The 21,174-nt window shown below is 30.3% G+C and carries 20 protein-coding genes; 10 read left to right on the forward strand and 10 right to left on the reverse strand.

The window, feature by feature from the left end; translation table 11 throughout:
• Positions 1-3: 3 nt before the first annotated feature.
• From mnmE to ACFO3U_RS08450, 6 genes are all read right to left on the reverse strand, one after another.
• Positions 4-1,407 carry a tRNA uridine-5-carboxymethylaminomethyl(34) synthesis GTPase MnmE gene (mnmE, locus tag ACFO3U_RS08425; RefSeq protein ID WP_379740556.1) on the reverse strand — a complete coding sequence of 468 codons (1,404 nt, stop codon included), beginning with the start codon at positions 1,405-1,407 and terminating at the stop codon, positions 4-6.
• A 335-nt stretch (positions 1,408-1,742) separates the two neighbouring features.
• Entirely contained in the window at positions 1,743-2,861 is a 1,119-nt protein-coding gene (gene dnaN, locus ACFO3U_RS08430) for a DNA polymerase III subunit beta (protein WP_338378615.1), read from the reverse strand.
• 128 nt (positions 2,862-2,989) lie between these two features.
• Positions 2,990-4,672 carry a gliding motility-associated ABC transporter substrate-binding protein GldG gene (gene gldG, locus ACFO3U_RS08435; RefSeq protein ID WP_379740559.1) on the reverse strand — a complete coding sequence of 561 codons (1,683 nt, stop codon included), beginning with the start codon at positions 4,670-4,672 and terminating at the stop codon, positions 2,990-2,992.
• Positions 4,672-5,397 carry a gliding motility-associated ABC transporter permease subunit GldF gene (gene gldF / locus ACFO3U_RS08440; RefSeq protein ID WP_379740562.1) on the reverse strand — a complete coding sequence of 242 codons (726 nt, stop codon included), beginning with the start codon at positions 5,395-5,397 and terminating at the stop codon, positions 4,672-4,674. Before gldF ends, gldG begins: the two co-directional genes overlap by 1 nt.
• Positions 5,398-5,495: 98 nt before the next feature.
• The gene (locus ACFO3U_RS08445; RefSeq protein WP_379740565.1) at positions 5,496-5,792 is read right to left on the reverse strand and encodes a putative quinol monooxygenase; all 297 of its coding nucleotides are present in this window, start codon (positions 5,790-5,792) and stop codon (positions 5,496-5,498) included.
• 39 nt (positions 5,793-5,831) lie between these two features.
• Positions 5,832-6,656: an SAM hydrolase/SAM-dependent halogenase family protein gene (locus ACFO3U_RS08450; RefSeq protein WP_379740568.1), complete on the reverse strand. Its 825-nt coding sequence runs from the start codon at positions 6,654-6,656 to the stop codon at positions 5,832-5,834.
• Between the two features lie 105 nt (positions 6,657-6,761).
• On the opposite strand from ACFO3U_RS08450, the gene ACFO3U_RS08455 reads away from it, so the two are divergent.
• The 5 genes from ACFO3U_RS08455 (at position 6,762) to ACFO3U_RS08475 (ending at position 10,995) form a co-directional block, all read left to right on the forward strand.
• Positions 6,762-7,712 carry a PhoH family protein gene (locus ACFO3U_RS08455; RefSeq protein ID WP_379740572.1) on the forward strand — a complete coding sequence of 317 codons (951 nt, stop codon included), beginning with the start codon at positions 6,762-6,764 and terminating at the stop codon, positions 7,710-7,712.
• 142 nt (positions 7,713-7,854) lie between these two features.
• The gene (locus ACFO3U_RS08460) at positions 7,855-8,667 is read left to right on the forward strand and encodes an SDR family NAD(P)-dependent oxidoreductase (protein ID WP_379740575.1); all 813 of its coding nucleotides are present in this window, start codon (positions 7,855-7,857) and stop codon (positions 8,665-8,667) included.
• A gap of 182 nt (positions 8,668-8,849) precedes the next feature.
• Positions 8,850-9,362 (forward strand): hypothetical protein, encoded by a 513-nt coding sequence (locus ACFO3U_RS08465; RefSeq protein WP_379740578.1) that lies wholly within the window; start codon positions 8,850-8,852, stop codon positions 9,360-9,362.
• 116 nt (positions 9,363-9,478) lie between these two features.
• On the forward strand, positions 9,479-10,423 hold the full coding sequence (locus ACFO3U_RS08470; RefSeq protein ID WP_379740581.1) for a phosphoribosylaminoimidazolesuccinocarboxamide synthase: 945 nt from the start codon (positions 9,479-9,481) through the stop codon (positions 10,421-10,423).
• Between the two features lie 176 nt (positions 10,424-10,599).
• Positions 10,600-10,995: an ankyrin repeat domain-containing protein gene (locus ACFO3U_RS08475; RefSeq protein ID WP_379740584.1), complete on the forward strand. Its 396-nt coding sequence runs from the start codon at positions 10,600-10,602 to the stop codon at positions 10,993-10,995.
• Positions 10,996-11,304: 309 nt separating this feature from the next.
• Here ACFO3U_RS08475 and ACFO3U_RS08480 read toward each other — a convergent pair whose 3' ends face one another.
• Positions 11,305-11,907, reverse strand: coding sequence for a DUF2238 domain-containing protein (locus ACFO3U_RS08480; RefSeq protein ID WP_379740587.1), 603 nt, complete (start codon positions 11,905-11,907; stop codon positions 11,305-11,307).
• Between the two features lie 107 nt (positions 11,908-12,014).
• A complete protein-coding gene (locus ACFO3U_RS08485) occupies positions 12,015-13,103 on the reverse strand; it encodes a M42 family metallopeptidase (protein ID WP_379740590.1) in 1,089 nt (362 codons plus the stop codon).
• Between the two features lie 104 nt (positions 13,104-13,207).
• Here ACFO3U_RS08485 and ACFO3U_RS08490 point away from each other — a divergent pair, with 104 nt between their 5' ends.
• Complete coding sequence (locus tag ACFO3U_RS08490) at positions 13,208-13,879, forward strand: DUF4294 domain-containing protein (protein WP_379740593.1); 672 nt, start codon at positions 13,208-13,210, stop codon at positions 13,877-13,879.
• Here the strand turns inward: ACFO3U_RS08490 and ACFO3U_RS08495 are convergent.
• Positions 13,869-14,729: an alpha/beta fold hydrolase gene (locus tag ACFO3U_RS08495; protein ID WP_379740595.1), complete on the reverse strand. Its 861-nt coding sequence runs from the start codon at positions 14,727-14,729 to the stop codon at positions 13,869-13,871. The two genes, ACFO3U_RS08490 and ACFO3U_RS08495, sit on opposite strands and share 11 nt — an antisense overlap.
• A 158-nt stretch (positions 14,730-14,887) precedes the next feature.
• Between ACFO3U_RS08495 and ACFO3U_RS08500 the strand changes: the two genes are divergently transcribed.
• From ACFO3U_RS08500 to lon, 4 genes are all read left to right on the forward strand, one after another.
• Complete coding sequence (locus tag ACFO3U_RS08500) at positions 14,888-15,706, forward strand: M48 family metallopeptidase (RefSeq protein ID WP_379740598.1); 819 nt, start codon at positions 14,888-14,890, stop codon at positions 15,704-15,706.
• Positions 15,707-15,766: 60 nt separating this feature from the next.
• Entirely contained in the window at positions 15,767-17,083 is a 1,317-nt protein-coding gene (locus ACFO3U_RS08505; RefSeq protein ID WP_379740601.1) for an MFS transporter, read from the forward strand.
• A gap of 33 nt (positions 17,084-17,116) precedes the next feature.
• The gene (locus ACFO3U_RS08510) at positions 17,117-18,070 is read left to right on the forward strand and encodes a DUF6252 domain-containing protein (RefSeq protein WP_379740604.1); all 954 of its coding nucleotides are present in this window, start codon (positions 17,117-17,119) and stop codon (positions 18,068-18,070) included.
• A 200-nt stretch (positions 18,071-18,270) separates the two neighbouring features.
• Positions 18,271-20,724, forward strand: a complete 2,454-nt coding sequence (gene lon, locus ACFO3U_RS08515; protein WP_379740607.1) for an endopeptidase La — start codon at positions 18,271-18,273, stop codon at positions 20,722-20,724.
• Positions 20,725-20,784: 60 nt separating this feature from the next.
• On the opposite strand, the gene ACFO3U_RS08520 is transcribed toward lon, so the two are convergent.
• Complete coding sequence (locus ACFO3U_RS08520; RefSeq protein WP_379740610.1) at positions 20,785-21,165, reverse strand: RidA family protein; 381 nt, start codon at positions 21,163-21,165, stop codon at positions 20,785-20,787.
• Between the last annotated feature and the right edge of the window lie 9 nt (positions 21,166-21,174).

Below are 21,174 nucleotides of genomic sequence, written 5' to 3' on the forward strand. Positions count from 1 at the left end.
TTTCTATTTGCCGATACAGAAATTAGCAAAAATATTACCAAGTAGCTCATCATTAGATACTTGACCTGTAATTTCTCCAAAATGAAACAAGGCTTGACGAATATCAATAGCCATTAAATCAGAAGATAAATTTTGGTCTAAACCAAAACGTACTTTCGTAATTTCTTCCAAAGCTTTCAACAAAGAATCATAATGACGCGTATTAGTTACAATCGTTTCGTTATTTCTCAGAGCACCTGTATTTACAAAAGAGAGTAGGGTGTTTTTAAGTTCTTCTATACCTGTTTTTTGTTTAGCGGAAATAGTTATAAGTTGTAAGTTATAAGTTGTGAGTTGTTCTTCTAGACTTGAAATCTGTGCTTCAGTCAATAAATCTGCTTTATTGGCAACTACAACAATTGGTTTTTGTGGAAATTTGTTTTTGATTTTCTCGGTCTCAACTTTTAAACTTTTTAAACTGTCTACCGTTAACTGTAAACTGTCCACTAAAAACAAAACTACTTGTGCCTGTTCAATTTTCTCAAAAGTTTTCTGAATTCCAATGCTTTCAACTACATCTTTTGTTTCTCTAATTCCAGCCGTATCAATGAATCTAAAACCTATTCCTTCAATAACTAATTCATCTTCAATAGTATCACGAGTCGTTCCTGCAATGTCTGAAACTATCGCACGTTCTTCATTTAATAAGGCATTCAATAAAGTCGATTTTCCTACATTCGGTTCTCCAACAATTGCTACTGGAATACCGTTTTTAATAACATTTCCAACAGCAAACGAATCAATTAAACGTTTTAAGACGAATTCAATTCGGTTTAATAATTCGGCAAATTGGGTTCTATCGGCAAATTCTACATCTTCTTCTGCAAAGTCTAATTCTAATTCAATTAAGGAAGCAAAGTTTAATAATTCTTCACGCAATTTGGCAATCTCATTGCTAAAACCACCACGCATTTGTTGCATCGCAATTTGGTGAGAAGCTTCATTATCAGACGAAATCAAATCAGCAACAGCTTCTGCCTGCGATAAATCGAGTTTACCGTTCAAAAAAGCTCTCAAGGTAAATTCACCTGCTTGAGCCATTTTAGCTCCTTTACGAAGTAATAATTGAATAATTTGTTGTTGAATAAATGTTGAACCGTGACAAGAAATCTCAACAACATCTTCACCTGTATAAGAATTTGGGTTTTTGAATATGGAAAGTAAGACTTGATCGAATATTTTTCCATTATCAACAATATGTCCTAAATGAATGGTATGTGTTTTTTGTGAAGCAATATTCTTTCCAGAAACCGATTCAAATACTTCAGAAGCAATAGTTATAGCATCATTTCCTGATAATCGAATAACAGCAATAGCTCCAGCTCCTGATGGAGTTGCTAATGCGACAATAGTTTCTTGGTTGATCATTTTTTTCGGTTTAACTGTTTAATTGTTGAATTGTTAAACGGTTTGGTTTGCAAAGATAATAAGTTTTTTGGGTTATGATTTATTGGTAGCACAATGTTTCCCAAAGTTTTGTGCTAAGTTTCACCGCGTTTGTTGGCTATCTGTCCTTTTTTAGGAACACAGATTGAAGAAATTGGAGAAATCTTTAAAATCTTCTTTATACTTTGCGGAAATCTTTGTGGACTTTGCGTTAAAGAAATAGATGCTGAATCAAGTTAAGCATGACAAAAGTAATATTCAAAAAAAAACCACAAATCAAATGACTTATGGCTTTCATATAATTGAGTTGAGTAAAATTAACTATTTAACATAACTGGCATTACCAACATTGTTACTGTTTCACCTTCATCTAAACCATCAATTGGTGTTAAAATTCCAGCTCTGTTTGGCATAGACATTTCTAATTGGATTTCGTCTGAAGTTAAGTTAGTCAACATTTCTGTTAAGAATCTTGAGTTGAAACCTATTTGGATATCGTCACCTTGGTATTCACAAGTCAAACGTTCATCTGCTTTGTTTGAATAATCAATATCTTCTGCAGAAATATTTAATTCTGTTCCTGCAATTTTTAAACGAATTTGGTGTGTAGTCTTGTTAGCAAAAATAGCCACACGACGAACTGAGTTTAAAAACTGAACTCTATTGATTATTAATTTATTTGGATTTTCTTTTGGAATAACGGCATCGTAATTAGGATATTTCCCGTCGATTAAACGACAAGTCAATACATAATTTTCTAAAGAAAATGTTGCATTTGAATCGTTATACTCAATTTTTACTTCAGCATCAGTTGCTCCTAAAATTCCTTTTAAAATGTTTAAAGGTTTCTTTGGCATGATAAAATCTGCTACTTCAGAAGCTACAACATCTGTACGAGCATATTTTACTAATTTGTGAGCATCTGTGGCTACAAAGATTAAACTTTGTGGTGAGAATTGGAAAAACACTCCACTCATCACTGGTCTTAAGTCATCGTTTCCAGCAGCAAAAATAGTTTTGTTGATTGCCGTTGATAACACTTCAGCAGGAACTAGAGTCGAAGAAGGATCTTCTAAAGCTACTGATTTAGGAAATTCTTCACCTGGAGCAAATGCGAGTGCATATTTTCCAGAGTTAGAACTAATTTCAACGGTATTGTTATCTTCAACAGTGAATGTTAAGGGTTGTTCAGGAAACGTTTTTAAAGTTTCTAATAATAATTTTGCAGGTAAAGCAACACTTCCAGTACTTGTAGAATCAATTTCTAGTGAAGCTGTCATGGTAGTTTCTAAGTCGGATGCAGAAACTTTAAGTGAATTATTGTCTAATTCGAATAAAAAATTATCTAAAATAGGTAAGGTATTACTGTTGTTGATTACGCTACCTAATACTTGTAATTGCTTTAATAAATAAGAGCTTGATACGATAAACTTCATCTTCTGTGTTTTAAAAATCCTTATTAATTTTAAGGATTACAAATATAATTTTAAATTTTGAAAATACAATCTTTATTTCTTTTAGATTTTCGGATATTCAGATTTTGGATTTTCGGAGTAATGCAATTTTATTTTACATATTTTCTTTTTCTTAAATAAGTAAATAGAAATCCAAATAAACCAAGAATTGCAAGTGGTAATCCTATTGTTACAATCTGTGCAAAAGTGTAGTTTTCATATACTTTCTCTTTATCTAACAAAGGTAAATCTACATCTTTACTTCTGATGTTGATTAAGCCATTATCATCTAAAAGATAGTTGACACAGTTCATTAAAAACTCTTTATTTCCGTATAAATTATTGGTGAATTTATCAAACCCTAGTTCCATTGGATAACCATCTTTGTCTAGTTGGTTTTTAATCACATCACCATCAGAAATAAATATCATTTTTGATTCTTTGTTGGTCTCTTTGAACTTAGGATCTTTGATAGGTAATACTCTGTTTTTATAAACTGATTTGAATTTTCCTTCCAATAAAACAGCCATTGGCAAAAGCCCACCATTTGGATAATCCGTTGGTTGTGTTTCTTCAGTTACTAAATCAAGGTTGATTGGAGTTGGTGTTCCAACAGGTTTTGAGTATTGTGAACTGGTTAAAAGCACCGTTTTCTTGATATCATTTTTAAGAATTTCAATTGGATTAGCAAATTCATATTTAATTCCTTCCATATTTTTCACAATAGGATGGTTGGAAGAAGGGTAAATAAATGGAGAAAAACGCCAAGGGAATTCTTGGTATTGTGTTTGACTTCCTTCTTGACCAGTAGCTAATTTAATCGTTGTAGCTTGTTCGTCTTTTACTAATTGACCGTTCACTCGAATTCCATATTGAAACAACTGATCAGTTAAATTCAAATCTTGAGGAAAAGCTAAAATTTGTGGTTCAGTAAATAAACTATCCATATCTGCTTTCACGGCATCTACTAACCAAAGTGTTTTTCCACCATTAATGATAAATTGGTCTAAAACTTGTTTTTCTTCATCGGTGAATGCTTCAGTTGGTTTAGCTATAATAGCCATATCATATTTTTGCAGTGCTTCAATAGTTTCAATAGGTTTTTTAGCTACTGAATCTAAAGTAAATGGGCCAACATAATAACTTTCTCTAACTGTTTTTAGGAAGTCAGCTATGTAACGATCACCTAACTCACCGTTTCCTCTTAAAACGGCAATTTTCTTTTGTTTTTCTTTTGTAATTTTATTTAAAGCATCCGCAAAAGCAAATTCTAAATGTTGGACTGAACTAATGACTTTTTCTTCTGTTGAAGCACCCATGAGGTTTTTCAATAAAGCTACTTTTGTACTTTTATCACCATAAGTGGTAACAGCCCAAGGAAAAACAACTTCTTGTGATTGTTTTCCTTTATCTTCTACTGTGATGCTTAATGGCATTAAACCTCTTTCGTAGAATTTCTTCATCACATCAACTCGTTCTTCTTCTTTCTCGATAGGGTTAACGAATTGGAAAATAATATTAGAATTATAAGCCGTAAATTCTTCTAAAAGTTGTCGGGTTTCGTTTTGTAAACGTTTGAATTCTGGTGGAAATTTTCCTTCCAAAAAAACATCAATATACAAAGGTGAATCAACTGATTCTATGATATTTAATGTAGTTTCTGATAAAGTATATCGTTTGTCTTTGGTTAAATCAAATCGTTTGAAGAAGTAATTTCCAAAAATATTTAGAGCTAATAAAACAGCAGCGATAATTCCTAATTGTTTTAGGCTATTTTTTTTGTTTGCTTCCATTACCATTTTAAAGATTTAAGTTGATAAACAGTTGCTGCTAAAAATAAGATGGTTATACTCACAAAATATAAAATATCTCTAGTATCTAATACACCTCGACTCATACTTTTAAAATGATAATCCATTCCAAAAGAAGCAAATAAAGCACTAAATTCTCCCATGAATGATGCAATTCCATCGAATCCGAAATAGAAAAAGAAACAAAGGAAAACCGCAATAATAAAAGCTACAATTTGATTTTCAGATAGAGTAGAAGTGAAAACACCAATAGCAGTATATCCACAAATTAAAAATAAAAGTCCAAAATAAGAACCCATTGTGCTTCCCATATCAATATTTCCTTCAGGATTTCCGAAGTACGAAATCATGGCAACATAAATTAAAGTTGGAATAATGGCTATCACGATTAATAACAAAGCACCCAAAAATTTACCATTAACAATTTCCCAAATAGACAAAGGTTTTGTGAATAATAATTCAATAGTTCCTTGTTTCTTTTCATCAGAAAAACTACGCATAGTTACAGCAGGAATTAAGAATATTAAAATCCAGGGAGACAATTTAAAAAACGGACTCATATCGGCAAATCCAGAATTAGGAATGTTGAAGTCACCTTCAAAAACCCATAAAAATAAACCGTTAAGTACTAAAAAGATGGCAATCACCAAATAACCTATGGGTGAGCCAAAAAAAGATTTTATTTCTCTAAGGAGTAATGCTTTCATGTATTGTTTAATTGTTAAACTGTGTAATTGTTTAATCGTTGTATTGTTGCAAATTTAGAAAGTTAAAGTAACTTTTAACCTCTTAACCCTTTAAACTTTTAAACTAAAGAAACTAATTTATCCACACTCCAAGCTTCTGGTTTATCACTAAACAATGCTTTGGTAAATTTCCAAACTTCTCCAAAAAGCTCTGATTTTCTATAGTTTTCTAAATCCGATTCATTTTCCCAATAACTATACGTAAAGAAAATACGAGGATCATTTTTATCTTGATACAATTCTAGTAAACGGTTGCCTTCAAAATTTCGTATGTGATTTTTAACTTCTTCAAAATTTTCAAGGAAAGTTTCTATTTTATCTTCTTGAAAACGCATTTTTACTATTCGTACAAACATAATTTTTGAGGTAATGGATTTTGGGTGATTGGTAATGGGTTATTTGAATTTTATGGATACTATGTCTCTAAATTTTAAACCTAATAGGGAAGTGGCTGAACCCACAGTTTCTGGATTTCCGTTATAAATGGCTATTTCTAAATAACCAGCTTCATTAAAAAGGGCTAAATATTCACCTTCATAATCTTTTAAAGTTTTGGTTGCTGTAATTTTGAAATCAGCATAACTTGTATTAATTCTATTGATGGTTTTATTTTTGAATTTAATTTCGAAATTTCTGTTTTTAGCTACTTCATCAAATATTTTTTTGGAAATATTGGTGATGCAATTGCCAAAGTAATCTATGTAAATAATGTTTCCTTTTATTTCTTCTAGATTTTCTGATATAATTAGTGGAGTAGTGTGAAAAGCTTTTAGGGTTTCAATTTCTTTTCCTATTACACTAATGTTACCACCTTTTGCCAAGTGACAAGCAACAGTTGCAAAAACATTCATATCTGATGTTTCAGTCAATCTATCATGAATATTGATTAAGGCTATCTTTTGAGCTTTTTTCTTTAAAGTGAGTGTATTTAAAATGCCATTATCTGCTGTTATAAAGTATTGGTCTTCCCATTGCATTACTATATGTTCAACACCAGTTGTTCGTTCCGAATTAACACAAATAATATGTACCGTATTCTTTGGAAAACTTTTATAAGCAGCTTCAATGATGTAACCTGCATCAAATACGTTAAAATAATCAATTTGGTGCGAAATGTCAACAATTTTGGCTTCTAAAAATTGTGATAAAATCTTCCCTTTCAAAGCACCCACATAATGGTCTTTGTATCCAAAATCAGATGTTAGGGTAATTATTGACATAAATTTGTTTATAACTTAAAATAAAACAGACATTATTTTTCTTAAATTTGATTGCAAAGCTAATGTATTTTTTAGCTTACCAAAAATAATTAAAAAAGAAAGCCCTTGAACGAAAGAATTATTGAATTAATCGACATTGCTCCAAAAGAATTTTGGGGAACGCAAGATAACCATCTTGAAGCTATCAAAAAATACTATCCAAAACTAAAAATTGTCGCTCGAGGTACGATTTTAAAGGCCTATGGTGAAGAAGAAGTTTTAAATGAATTTGAAACTCGTTTTAGGCGACTTATGCAACACTTTACCCGATATAACCGAATTGATGATAATGTTATTCTACGTGTTCTAGAAAGCGATGCACAAGAAATACAAGTCATGGATAACAAAGATAAAATCTTGGTTCATGGAATAGGAGGAAAGTTGATTAAAGCTATGACACCTAATCAACAAAAACTAGTTGATTTAGTAAATAAAAACGATATGGTTTTTGCCATTGGTCCAGCTGGTACAGGTAAAACATATACTGGAGTTGCAATGGCCGTTAAAGCTTTAAAAGAAAAACAAGTTAAGCGAATTATCTTAACTAGACCAGCTGTTGAAGCAGGAGAAAACTTAGGTTTTTTACCTGGTGATATGAAGGAAAAGTTAGATCCTTATATGCAACCTTTATACGATGCTTTGCGCGATATGTTGCCACCACAAACATTAGAAGATTATATTTTAAAAGGAATTATTCAAATTGCTCCTTTGGCCTTTATGCGTGGACGAACTCTAGATGGTGCTTTTGTTATCTTGGATGAAGCTCAAAACACCACTCATAATCAAATGAAAATGTTTTTAACTCGTATGGGAAAAAATGCAAAATTCATGATTACAGGTGATCCAGGACAGGTTGATTTACCAAGAAGAACTATTTCAGGTTTAAAAGAAGCTATTTTAGTTTTAAAGGACATAGAGGGTATCGGAATCATCTATTTAGACGACAAAGACATTGTTCGTCATAGATTAGTGAAGAAGGTTATTGATGCTTATAAGAGTATTGAAAATCACGATTAGAATTAGATAATAAAGAATCAAATTTATAAAGATGTATTTCATCTAATTTTAAAGAAGCCAATTGTGAAAATAATTGGCTTCTTTATTTTTATGGATTAAGCTTAATTTATTGTATTTTGCGGCTCATTAAAAATAAAAAATATTGAAAACTGTTCTTATAACTGGAGCTTGTGGAGGATTAGGAAATGAAACATCGTTATTTTTTGCTAACAAAGGTTGGCAAGTAATTGCAACAGTACATCATATAGATTTAGTGGAAGGCTTAAATATTCATCCAAATATAAAGTTTTATCCTTTAGACGTTACTTCAACAGAAGATATTGAAAGTGCTAAATCTGAAATTCTTAAAGATTATAAAACTATTGATGTAATCATTAATAATGCAGGAAAAGGCTACAGAAGTTTTGTAGAGCTTTCAAAAGATGATGAAATAAATTCTATTGTTGATGTAAATTGGTTAGGAGTTGTGAAAGTTTGCAGAGCTTTTATTCCAGTTTTTAGAGAACAAAATTTCGGACAATTTATCAATATTTCTTCAGTTGCAGGTTTGGTTAATTTGCCTTTAGGTAACTTTTATCATTCCACAAAACAAGCAGTAGAAAGTTTTTCTGAATGCATGGCATATGAATTAATTGATTTAAATATAAGTGTTTGCACCGTTCAATTTGGAAATGCACCAACCAATTTTCAGGCAAACGTTGTAAAGTCAAAACCCACAAAAATTGAGCATTATAATGCTATGATGCAAAAGATTGACGCTATTTTAGCTAATAAAACTTGCAAAAATCATGATTTAATTGATAATATAGTAGCTAAGTTGTATTCAGTAGCTGAAAACCCTAAAAAGAGTTTTAGAAGATACACCATAGGTTTTGATGCTAATTTTATGAAATATTTGAGAAGGATTCTGGGATATAGAGTTTTTAATTTTGTAATTAGTAAGAAGGTTTTATAACAATTTGAATTTTTCTTAAAAAATACTACAAAAGCCAGTTATTCATTTAATTGGCTTTTTTTATTGAAAATCAATTCAATAGACTATTTAGACTATTAATTCTGTAAGTTTTAAACAAAATCTTGTAATTATTTATTGCAAAGCTTGTCGACATTTGTATCATTAACTAAAAGAAAAAAATTATGAAAAAATTATTTTTAATTATCGGATTATTAGGGCTAAGTCCATTATTTGCACAAGAAACAGAAATTGATATTACACCAGACAATTCATGGCTAAAAGCTGGACTTACAGCAGGAATTCCTGTCGGAGATGCTTCAGATGTATCCTCTTTTAATTTAGGTGTAGATTTAAGAGGACAATATTTGTTTAATCCAAATTTTGCTATTGGTTTAGCTTCTGGATATAGTCATTATTTTGCAAAAGATGATTTAGAAGATTTTGGAGTGGTGCCAGTTGCAGGTTTTTTACGTTACTATTTTACACCAAGTGGATTATTCTTCGGTTCTGATGTAGGATATGGTTTTCTAACTAATATCGAAGATAACGACGGTGGTTTGTATGTGAACCCTCAAATTGGTTACCATAATAGAGATTGGAATATTTATGCTTTTTACCAAAATACTTTTGCAGAAAACGATGTTGACTTGCAAACTGTTGGTTTAGGTGTAACTTATAATATTCGCTTTAAATAAGCGGGTTTTGTTTATTTAGGTTGAAAAGGAGAAAGTTTATTTCTCCTTTTTTTATTTTGATATTGTTTGGCATTGGTAAACAAATTACATTTGCACTACAAACAACACACTACCTAATGAACACAATAACAACTACAAATTTCAATTTTCCCAATCAAAAATCAGTTTATCACGGAAAAGTAAGAGAAGTTTATAATATCAATGATGACTTATTAGTTATGGTTGCTACGGATAGACTTTCTGCTTTTGATGTAGTCATGCCAAAGGGAATTCCTTATAAAGGTCAAATCTTAAACCAAATTGCAACAAGATTCATGGAGTTAACTTCTGATATTGTACCCAATTGGTTAATTGCAACTCCAGATCCAAGTGTTGCTGTAGGTCATTTATGTGAACCTTTTAAGGTGGAAATGGTAATTCGTGGGTATTTAGCTGGACATGCAGCAAGAGAATATGCTTTAGGAAAAAGAATGCTTTGTGGAGTTGCTTTACCAGAAGGATTGAAAGAAAACGACAAATTTCCAACACCAATTATTACTCCTTCAACAAAAGCAGATAATGGAGAGCATGATGAAGATATTTCACGTGAAGATATATTAGCTAAAGGAATTGTAAGTGAAGAAGATTATTTGGTTTTAGAAAAATACACCAGAGCTTTATACCAAAGAGGAACAGAAATAGCAGCTTCAAGAGGTTTAATTTTGGTGGATACTAAATACGAATTTGGAAAAACAAAAGATGGAAAGATTGTTTTGATTGACGAAATTCATACACCTGATTCTTCTCGTTATTTTTATGCTGAAGGCTATCAAGAAAGACAAGATAGAGGAGAAGCTCAAAAGCAATTATCAAAAGAATTTGTGCGTCAATGGTTAATTGCTAATGGTTTTCAAGGAAAAGAAGGTCAACAAATTCCAGAAATGACTGATGAATATATTGAGTCAGTTTCTGAAAGATATATTGAACTTTATGAGAATATTATTGGTGAAAAATTCGTAAAAGCTGATATTTCAAATATTAATGATAGGATTGAAAAAAATGTCTTAAATTATTTAAAATAAATAAGATAACATATCTATAATACTAAATTAACCACGTTCTGCGTGGTTTTTTTGTTCTTTGTATTAAGTAAAATGAATATGTTAAAAAAATGTTATTTATTTAAAAATCAGTAACTAAATTATTTCAGAAACGTCTATTCAATTATAAATCATCTAATCATTTAAATTCACTAATCATGAAAAAATCAATCAAAATTCTTAGTCTAGCTTTAGTAATGTTAGGAAACGTTGCCTTAGCTTCAAATGTTGTAAACAATACAACAAAAAATGCAGTTAGTTATGAAAAATCAGATGTAAATCCGTTGTGTTTAGCAATCAGTAAAGGAGATATTGCTACAGTAAAGCAAATAATTTCTTATGGGATTGATGTAAACGATACTACGAATAGAGGAATGACTCCTTTAATGTATGCTGCGATTTACAATCAATCAGAAATTGCTGCTTTATTATTAGAAAAAGGAGCTGATGTAAACATGAAAGACAAATCTGGAAGTACAGCCTTGGATCATGCAAAAACTTCAGGTTCAAACGAAGTAATTGAAATCTTAAAACCAACTAAGAAAAGAAAGTAATCGATTCTTTTTTAAAAAATTAAAGCTCCTTTTTGGGAGCTTTTTTTTTATATTTGAAAATTATATAATTTTAAAAATGAACAAAAATAGGTATGCACTTTTAATATCAATTTTTTTGAATATGGTTTTGATTATAAAGTATTTAATTGATAAACTTAATATTCAATGCGAACCTTGTTTACCTAATATAATTTGTCCACCTTGTCAAACTATTTTTATGGAAAATGTATGGATATATGCATTATTTTTAAACATTTCTTTAATGATAATTTGGACCATAAAAAGAAGAAATACAATATAAAAAAATATTTAATGTTCATTTTTCTCCAAATATCTATCTTGAACCTTACTAAATAATACCAAAGCACAAATAGCACCAATTGTTGCAAAAAGCATATCAGATTGGGTATCCCAAATGTAACCTTGTGTTCCTAAAAAAGCATCACCACCTTCATCAGTCATTAAAGAAACAGCCCATTCAATCCATTCGTAAGCTGCACTTATCGCTAAACAAATACTTACAATTATAAAATTGAAAAAACTTGTATTAGCAATCACATTTTTTCGGATAAACAATTCACGAATAATTAAAGCTGGCACAAATCCTTGTGCAAAATGTCCCACTTTATCATAATTATTGCGACTTTGGTCAAAAACTTCTTTTATCCAATCAAATAAAGGAACTTCTGCATAAGTGTAATGTCCTCCAATGAAAAGAATGATACAGTGAATTAAGATGAAAAAATAGGTAAAATCAGTAAATCGAAACTTTTTGAACGTAAAAACTAAAATCAATAACCCAATAATAGCTGGAATAATTTCCAAAAAACAAGTAAAACCTTCTTTTGGGTTTATGACGGACCAAATCATGACACCAAAAAACACAACCAACATTGCATATATATTTTTCATAAAAAAGTTAAAAGGTTATAAGGTTAAAAGGGATTTTCAAAAACTAGTTTCAAAAATCCCTTTATTTTTTGTCTGAAAATCAAATATCTGAAAATCCTAAATCTCAATTATTTAAAATAAGAAAACGTTTCGTTATTTTCTATTTTCAATAAAGATTCATAAATCAATTTGATTACGTTTTCCACATCATCTCTGTGAACCATTTCTACTGTGGTGTGCATATAACGTAAAGGTAATGAAATCAAAGCTGAAGCAACTCCACCATTACTATAAGCAAAAGCATCAGTATCAGTTCCAGTAACTCTTGAAGAAGCATGTCTTTGAAAAGGAATTTTATTTTCAACGGCTGTGTCTACTATCATTTCACGTAGGTTATTTTGCGTAGCAGGAGCATAAGCAATTACTGGTCCTTTACCCATTTTTAAATCACCTTCAATCTTTTTATCAATCATTGGGGTAGTAGTATCGTGACAAACATCTGTTACAATAGCAACATTTGGTTTGATACTTTGCGTAATCATTTCAGCACCACGAAGTCCGATTTCTTCTTGCACAGAATTCACAATATACAATCCAAAAGGCAATTTCTTTTTATTTTCTTTTAATAAACGGGCTACTTCAGCAATCATAAATCCACCCATTCTGTTGTCAATAGCACGACAAATGAATTTATTTTCATTCAAGACTTCAAATCCATCAGGGTAAGTAATGACACAACCTACATGAACTCCTAAAGCTTCTACTTGTTCTTTAGTTTCGCAACCACAATCAATAAAAATGTTGCTAATTTTAGCTGGTTCTTCTTTATCCCTATTTCTTGTATGAATGGCAGGCCAACCAAAAACACCTTTTACAATTCCTTTTTTCGTATGAATGTGGACACGTTTTGAAGGAGCAATCATGTGATCACTACCACCATTTCTAATTACATAGATTAATCCGTCATCAGTAATATAATTTACATACCATGAAATTTCATCAGAATGACCTTCTATAACTACTTTAAATTTAGCATCAGGATTGATGATTCCAACTGCTGTTCCATAAGTATCAGTAGTAAAAGTATCTACATAAGGTTTTAAATAATCCATCCAAATTTTTTGTCCTTCAGATTCATAACCTGTTGGAGAAGCATTATTTAAATATTTTTCTAAAAAGCTTAGAGAAGCTTTGTTTAAGATTGATTTTGTACTCATAAAGTTTTAAATTTTTGCTAAATTAAGAATTAGTAATTAGACTTACACATTAATTCTATATTTTTGGTCTATTATTTGATTGACTTTATCCAAATAATTAATGCATGAAAAAATTAACTTACATAGTATTTATTCTTATTCCTTTTTTTGTTTTTTCCCAAGATAAAGACTCCATTGTAACTTCTACCGATACAATTCGATACAGTATTGAATTAGAAGAAGTTATTTTAACTGAAAATGGTGCTTATACTTTGACAGAAGAGCAAAAGAAAATAGCTATTTTAAAACGAAGAGTTTATAAAACCTATCCCTATGCAAAAATAGCTTCTGAAAAGTTAGTAGCTATGAATGATATGATGAATAAGTTGAAAACTGAAAAAGAAAAAAAGAAGTATTTTAAAATTGTAGAAAACTATTTAACGGATGAGTTTGAAGCTAAACTTAAAAAACTTTCGAGAAAAGATGGTCAAATATTAGTAAAGTTAATCAATAGACAAACAGGAAGCACAACATTTGAACTAATTAAAGATTTTAAAAGTGGTTGGAAGGCTTTTTGGTCAAACAACACAGCAAGATTGTTTGATATAAACCTAAAAACAGAATATAAACCTTATGATGTTTTAGAAGATTTTAATATCGAAAGTATTTTATTAACGGCTTTTGAAAATCATACATTACCAAGACAAGAAGCTAAAATTCCAATAGATTTAACAAAACTAATTGCAACTTGGAAAGAAAAAACTGCTGAAATGAAAGCAGAAAAAGCTAATCAATAAACTGATTGATTTTTTCAATTACTGCATCACTTCCTAATATTTTTCGGTGTCCAAAACCTTCCGTTAAAAATAAAGTACTGTATTTAGAATTTTTGTGAATGTTTTCTGCACAATAAACACCAACTTCCACATCGTTTTTGTCATGAATAATTAAGTGTGGAATTTCAAAATTCTGAATTACATAACTAGAATCATAATCGGACATTTTCTCCTTTAATTTATTTTCAAAATAGGCTGTTAATTTAGGAGCTAAAGAAGGTTTTAATTCCAATTGATTTACAAAGTCTTTTACAATATCTGAAATCTTGTCACCACTTCCAATAGTCACAATTTTATGGGTTGTAAATCTTTTTTGCAAAGCATTCATTATTGCCATTCCACCAAGTGAATGACCAATTGCATATTCAAAAGGACCAAATTTTTTGTCAAAAGTCAATATACATTCAATAAATTCAGGCATCATTGATTTTTTTCCTTCCGATTTTCCATGAGCTGGAGCATCAAAACTAATAACTCCATATCCTTTAGCAACCAATGCATCAGCAATTTTGAACATTTGAGTACCTCTACCAGACCAGCCATGAACCAAAAGTATTTTTTTTTCACCTTTTCCATAATGGTAAGCAACTACACTTTTATATAAACTATCAATAAATACATTTTCTTGAATACTTTCAGCAAGCATTGGTCGTTCTCTTTTAGGAACTTTATATTTTATTGGACTAGTAAAAAGTTTAGCAGCAAATCGAATTGTTAAATAAGTTGAAATACTTTGCAGAAATTTACCAGTATTAATTATAAATCTTGGTATTTCAATTCCTTGATTATTTTTAGAAGCTTTTTTTGACATTTAAAATTCATTTGAATACAAATTTATCATTAATTTGTTAGACAAAGTGTACAATTAACTTAGTTTTATATAACTTCGTCGAAAATTTATATAATTTAAATTTGGCTCAATTTGTGTTACTATTTTTTTGTATTTTTATAACTTAAATATAAAAAATCATGAATAATAGAATTAAAATCATCTTAGGGTTATTAGTGTTAGTAGTAATTTCATGTGCTAAAAATCCTTTTACGGGAAAAAACACTATGGCTTTTGTGCCTAACAGTCAAATATTTCCTATGGCATTTCAGCAATATGATGCATTTTTGTCTGAAAATAAAGTTGTAAAAGGAACAACTGATGCCAAACGAATTGAAAATATTGGTATAAAAATCAAAACGGCTGCTGAACGTTATTTAACTGCTAATGGAAATGCTGGTTATTTAAAAGATTACCAATGGGAATATAATTTGGTAGATGATCCAACTGTTAACGCTTGGTGTATGCCAGGTGGAAAAATAGTTTTTTACACAGGTATTTTACCAATTTGTAAAGATGATGCAGGAATTGCAGCTGTAATGGGACATGAGGTGGCTCACGCATTAGCAAACCATGGTCAACAACGTATGAGTGCTGGTTTATTGCAACAAGTTGGTCAAGTTGGTGCAGCTATTGCTGTTGGTAATAAAAGTCCAGAAACACAAGCAGCAGTTATGCAAGCTTATGGTGTTGGAAGTCAAGTAGGAGGTATGTTGCCTTTTAGTCGTTCCCACGAAAGTGAAGCTGATATGATTGGTTTAACTTTAATGGCAATTGCGGGTTATGAACCTATGAATGCAGTTTATCTTTGGGAGAGAATGTCTGCTAATTCAAGTGGAAATGCCCCACCAGAAATTTTAAGTACTCACCCAAGTAATCAAACAAGAATTGCAAACTTGACAGCTTTAGTTCCAGAAGCAAAAAAAGAAGCTGCTAAATTTGGAGTAACTTTTAAATAGTATAAAATAAAAATGTATATTCGAAGTCCCATTAATTTGGGACTTTTTTAATGTATATCTATGGCAAATTTAGAAAAAGGAAGTAAGAAATTAGGAACAGCTTGGGCTTTTTATGATTGGGCAAATTCAGTTTATAACTTAGTAATATCATCAGCTATATTTCCTATATATTATGGAGCTTTATTCAAAATTAAAGGAATTACAATGATTGATTTCTTAGGTTTTGAAATAAAAAATACTGCTTTAATTAGTTTTGTAACTGCTTTTGCATTTTTAATTGTAGCTATAATGTCTCCTTTACTTTCAGGTATTGCAGACTTTGCAGGAAATAAAAAGAGATTCATGCAATTCTTTTGTTATTTGGGAGCTTTGTCTTGTATTGGTTTAGCATTTTTCACTTTAGAAAATTTATATTTTGGAATAATTTGTTTCTTTTTTGGTTTAATAGGTTTTTGGGGAAGTTTGGTTTTTTATAATTCTTATCTACCAGATATTGCTTATCCAGAACAACAAGATAAACTAAGCGCTAAAGGATATTCTTTAGGATATATAGGTAGTGTTCTTTTACTATTGTTAAATTTAGGAATGGTAATGTTTCCAGAAAAGTTTGGAATTACTGGAGAAGATGCAGCCATGAAAGCTATGCAATATTCCTTTGTTTCGGTAGGTATTTGGTGGATTGTCTTTAGTCAATATACTTTTTATTATTTACCAAAAAACACTGTAAATAATAAAGTTACAAAGAATGTAATTTTTAATGGCTACAAAGAGTTAAAAAAAGTTTGGCATCAATTAGAAGAAAATATTATTTTGAAAAAATATTTAGGCAGTTTTTTCGTTTATAGTATGGCAGTTCAAACGGTTATGTTGGTAGCAACCTATTTTGGTGAACAAGAAATAGCTTGGGAAAATGATAGCCAAAGAACAATTGGATTAATCATTAGTATTTTAGTAATTCAAATTGTTGCCGTTTTTGGGGCAATCCTAACATCAAAATTATCTGAAGAAATTGGTAATATAAAAACACTTATCATTATAAATTCAATTTGGATAGTAATTTGTATTTATGCTTTTTTTGTGGTTAGTCCAGTTCAATTTTATGCTACTGCTGGTTTTGTGGGTTTAGTTATGGGAGGAATTCAATCGTTATCACGTTCTACCTATTCTAAGTTTTTACCAGAAACTAATGATACAACCTCATTTTTTAGTTTTTATGATGTTGCAGAAAAAATAGGAATTGTTATTGGAATGGGAATATTTGCTACGATTGATCAAATTTCTGGATCTATGCGAAATGCGATAGTTTTTTTAGCATTGTTTTTTATTATCGGAGTTTTTCTTCTAACTAAAGTGCAAAAAATTGTGGCAAAAAAATAAAAAAGTATATATTTGAAAAAAAATAATTTAAAAATGAAAAAATCAATAATTTTTAAGAGTTTAATCGTTTTATTTTCGATTATCTCTTTTGTTTCTTGTGAAACGGAACCTTTAGATCCTAACATCGATTTAGACTCTTTCAACCCAAATAATCCTAATAATAATCAATCAGGTAGCTTCACAGCTTCAATTGATGGAGTTAACTTTGTTTCTACACAAACAATGGGAGAATATTCAGATTCATCTCTTGGAAATGAGTTAAATGTTTTTGGAGTAACAACTGAAGGTAAAATAATCTCACTACAAATTATTAATCCATCAGTAGGAACATTTCAAGCAAGTACAAATGCAAGTAACCTTGTTTTTTTCCAATATTCTGATGCAACATTAGGAACTAATGGTTTTTTCAGTTCATTAAACTCATCTAATAATACCTCTACTGGTTCAGTTACCATTACTGAATTTAACACTACTACTAATAAAATTTCTGCAACGTTTAGTTTTACAGCTTATAACACAGCTGATCCAACTAATACCAAAGAGGTTACTCAAGGAGTAATAAATAATGTTTCATTTACTAATCAATTAACAGGAGGAAACCCATCAACAGATTTGTTTTTCGCAAATGTTGACGGAAGTGAATTTGTTGAGAACCAAATTGATGTAGCTGCAGTTTCATCAAGTGGTTTTCCTGATGCTATTAGTATTGCTGCTTCAAAATCAAATGGAGATGTTTTATCTATTAGTATCGATGAAGGAACACCTGTTGGTACTTATCCAATAACAGGTTTACTTTCAACCACAGATGTTGTAAGAGGAAAGTATCTAGTTGGAGGAACTTTACATGGAGGAGTTTCTGGTTCATTAACAATTACTTCATTAACCGCTACAAGGATTGCAGGAACATTTACTTTTACTGCTGAAGATATTAATCAAACAAGTTCACATCAAATCACTCAAGGAAGTTTTGATGTTGAATTACCATAAAAAATTACTATACTATAAAATACAAAAAACCGTTTATTTCATTTTAAACGGTTTTTTTATGGCATAAAACTTGACTTTATAAAGTGAAGTAATATTACATATGAAATTTAATACTTGATTTTCAGTGTTTTGTAGTATATTTATTCTGAAAAGAAGCTTCAAAAACATGAAGTTTAATGACAAAATGACCTAATATAACTATGTCGAATCAAAAAATATTTTCTATTGACAACTTGTCACTACAAGAAATTCAATCTGATGCAGAATTAATTCCATTAATGACTCCAGAAGATGAAGAAGAAATGAATAATGAATCTCTTCCAGAAGATTTAGCTATTCTGCCTCTACGAAATACAGTTTTATTTCCAGGTGTTGTAATTCCAATTACTGCTGGAAGAGATAAGTCTATAAAATTGTTAAATGATGCAAATGCCAATGGAAAAGTAATTGGTGTTGTTTCTCAAATTGATGAAGATGTTGAGGAACCTACTGTGAAAGATATTCATAAGGTAGGTACAGTTGCCCAAATTATGCGTGTTTTAAAAATGCCTGATGGAAATACAACTGTAATTCTTCAAGGTAAAAAGCGTTTTGAAATTGATAAAATCACGCAAGAAGAGCCTTATTTAAGAGCAACTATTAAAGAAGTAGTTGAAAAACGTCCAGAAGCTAACGATGAAGAATTTAAAACAATTGTTGATTCAATTAAAGATTTAGCCATTGAGATAATAAATGAAAGTCCAAATATTCCTTCTGAAGCTACTTTTGCAATCAAAAATATCGATAGCAATCCATTCTTAATCAATTTTGTGTCTTCTAACATGAATTTGAATGTGAAGGAGAAACAAGATTTATTACAAATTGGGAATCTTAAAGAAAGAGCATTAGAGACTTTACGTTTCATGAATTTGGAATTGCAAAAATTAGAACTTAAAAATGATATTCAATCTAAAGTAAGAACTGATTTAGACCAACAGCAACGTGAGTATTTCTTACAACAACAAATGAAAACCATTCAAGAAGAATTGGGTGGAGTTTCTTATGAGCAAGAGATTGAAGAAATGCGTACTAAAGCAAAAACCAAAAAATGGAATGAAGATGTTGCCAAACATTTTGAAAAGGAACTTTCTAAATTACAAAGAACCAATCCAAATGCTCCTGATTTTGGTATTCAGCGAAATTATCTAGAATTATTTTTAGAACTACCTTGGAATGTGGTTTCAAAAGATAATTTTGATTTAAAACGTGCTCAAAAAATCATTGACAGAGATCATTTTGGCTTAGATGATGTAAAAAAACGCATCATTGAGCATTTGGCTGTTTTAAAGCTGAGAAATGATATGAAATCACCAATTCTATGTTTGTATGGTCCTCCAGGAGTTGGAAAAACTTCTATTGGAAAATCAATTGCTGAAGCATTGGGTCGTGAATATGTTCGTATTTCATTAGGTGGTTTGCGTGATGAAGCAGAAATTCGTGGTCATAGAAAAACATATATCGGTGCAATGCCAGGTAGAATTATCCAATCTATTAAAAAAGCAAAAACTTCTAATCCAGTGTTTGTATTGGATGAAATTGATAAATTAAGTTCAAGTCATTCTGGAGATCCTTCTTCTGCATTGTTAGAAGTACTTGATCCAGAACAAAATGGTGAGTTTTATGATAACTTCTTGGAGTTAGGATATGATTTGTCTAAAGTAATGTTTATTGCAACTTCAAATAGTTTATCAACCATTCAACCTGCTTTGAAAGACAGAATGGAAATCATTAAAATGTCGGGTTATACTATTGAAGAAAAAATTGAAATAGCACATAAGCATTTATTGCCAAAACAGTTAAAAGAACATGGTTTAACTAATAAACACTTATCAATTGGTAAAAAAGAATTAGAAAAAATCATTGTAGGTTACACTCGTGAATCTGGTGTTAGAGGTTTAGAAAAGAAAATTGCTGAAATGGTTAGAAATGTAGCCAAATCAATCGCAATGGATGAAGAATATAATGTTAAAGTTAAAGCTGAAGATATTATAAGAGTTTTAAAGTCACCTAGATTAGAAAGAGATAAATACGAAAATAATGATACAGCTGGAGTAGTTACAGGTTTAGCTTGGACTTCTGTTGGTGGTGATATTTTATTCATTGAGTCACTAATTTCTAAAGGAAAAGGAGCAATGACCATGACTGGTAATCTAGGTACTGTAATGAAAGAATCAGTAACTATTGCTTTGGAATACATTAAAGCAAATTCTGAATTACTTGGAATTAAAGATTCTGTTGTTTCAAATTATAACATCCATATTCACGTTCCAGAAGGGGCAACTCCAAAAGATGGACCAAGTGCTGGAATTGCGATGTTAACGTCTATGGTGTCTTCTTATACACAAAAAAGGATAAAGAAAAACTTAGCCATGACTGGTGAAATTACTTTAAGAGGAAGAGTTTTACCTGTTGGAGGAATTAAAGAAAAAATATTAGCTGCAAAAAGAGCCAATATTAAAGAAATTATTCTTTGCACTGAAAACAAAAGAGATATTGAAGAAATTAATCAAGAGTATTTAAAAGGACTTACATTCCATTATGTGGATAAAATGAGCGAAGTAATTGACATTGCTATTTTAGACCAAAAAGTAAAGAATGCTAAGAAATTAGATTAAATTTCTTTAGAAATATATCAAAAGACGTTACAGTATGATTATTCAAACTGTAACGTTTTTTTATTTTATAGCTAACATTGAAATTTCAATATTTACGTTTTTTGGCAAACAAGCTACTTGAACTGTTTCTCTTGCTGGAGCCGTTTTTTCATCAAAATAAGTTCCATAAACAGCATTGATTTTAGCAAAATCTCCCATATTCATAATGAAAATAGTAGTTTTGATTACATTTTCAAAAGTCATATCAGCAGCTTCTAAAACGGCTTTCATGTTTTCCATGACTTGCTTCGTTTCTTGTTCAATGGAATCTAAAACTAATTCTCCAGTTGAAGGATTAATAGCAATTTGACCAGAAGTATATAAAGTATTTCCCACTAAAACAGCTTGGTTATAAGGACCAATAGGAGCTGGAGCTTTATCAGTAAATATTATTTTTTTCATGATTATTTT

It is taken from the genome of Flavobacterium ponti (assembly GCF_042652765.1).
In the GTDB taxonomy this organism is placed as follows: Bacteria; Bacteroidota; Bacteroidia; order Flavobacteriales; family Flavobacteriaceae; genus Flavobacterium; species Flavobacterium ponti.

What these genes read in the sequence shown, in the direction of transcription:
- ACFO3U_RS08495 (WP_379740595.1), bottom strand. Translation starts at nt 14,729, where the DNA reads ATGTCAAAAAAAGCTTCTAAAAATAATCAAGGAATTGAAATACCAAGA.
- ACFO3U_RS08485 (WP_379740590.1), bottom strand. Translation starts at nt 13,103, where the DNA reads ATGAGTACAAAATCAATCTTAAACAAAGCTTCTCTAAGCTTTTTAGAA.
- ACFO3U_RS08450 (WP_379740568.1), bottom strand. Translation starts at nt 6,656, where the DNA reads ATGTCAATAATTACCCTAACATCTGATTTTGGATACAAAGACCATTAT.
- dnaN (WP_338378615.1), bottom strand. Translation starts at nt 2,861, where the DNA reads ATGAAGTTTATCGTATCAAGCTCTTATTTATTAAAGCAATTACAAGTA.
- ACFO3U_RS08480 (WP_379740587.1), bottom strand. Translation starts at nt 11,907, where the DNA reads ATGAAAAATATATATGCAATGTTGGTTGTGTTTTTTGGTGTCATGATT.
- ACFO3U_RS08445 (WP_379740565.1), bottom strand. Translation starts at nt 5,792, where the DNA reads ATGTTTGTACGAATAGTAAAAATGCGTTTTCAAGAAGATAAAATAGAA.
- lon (WP_379740607.1), top strand. Translation starts at nt 18,271, where the DNA reads ATGTCGAATCAAAAAATATTTTCTATTGACAACTTGTCACTACAAGAA.
- ACFO3U_RS08465 (WP_379740578.1), top strand. Translation starts at nt 8,850, where the DNA reads ATGAAAAAATTATTTTTAATTATCGGATTATTAGGGCTAAGTCCATTA.
- ACFO3U_RS08520 (WP_379740610.1), bottom strand. Translation starts at nt 21,165, where the DNA reads ATGAAAAAAATAATATTTACTGATAAAGCTCCAGCTCCTATTGGTCCT.
- ACFO3U_RS08510 (WP_379740604.1), top strand. Translation starts at nt 17,117, where the DNA reads ATGAAAAAATCAATAATTTTTAAGAGTTTAATCGTTTTATTTTCGATT.
- gldG (WP_379740559.1), bottom strand. Translation starts at nt 4,672, where the DNA reads ATGGAAGCAAACAAAAAAAATAGCCTAAAACAATTAGGAATTATCGCT.
- gldF (WP_379740562.1), bottom strand. Translation starts at nt 5,397, where the DNA reads ATGAAAGCATTACTCCTTAGAGAAATAAAATCTTTTTTTGGCTCACCC.
- mnmE (WP_379740556.1), bottom strand. Translation starts at nt 1,407, where the DNA reads ATGATCAACCAAGAAACTATTGTCGCATTAGCAACTCCATCAGGAGCT.
- ACFO3U_RS08500 (WP_379740598.1), top strand. Translation starts at nt 14,888, where the DNA reads ATGAATAATAGAATTAAAATCATCTTAGGGTTATTAGTGTTAGTAGTA.
- ACFO3U_RS08490 (WP_379740593.1), top strand. Translation starts at nt 13,208, where the DNA reads ATGAAAAAATTAACTTACATAGTATTTATTCTTATTCCTTTTTTTGTT.
- ACFO3U_RS08470 (WP_379740581.1), top strand. Translation starts at nt 9,479, where the DNA reads ATGAACACAATAACAACTACAAATTTCAATTTTCCCAATCAAAAATCA.
- ACFO3U_RS08505 (WP_379740601.1), top strand. Translation starts at nt 15,767, where the DNA reads ATGGCAAATTTAGAAAAAGGAAGTAAGAAATTAGGAACAGCTTGGGCT.
- ACFO3U_RS08475 (WP_379740584.1), top strand. Translation starts at nt 10,600, where the DNA reads ATGAAAAAATCAATCAAAATTCTTAGTCTAGCTTTAGTAATGTTAGGA.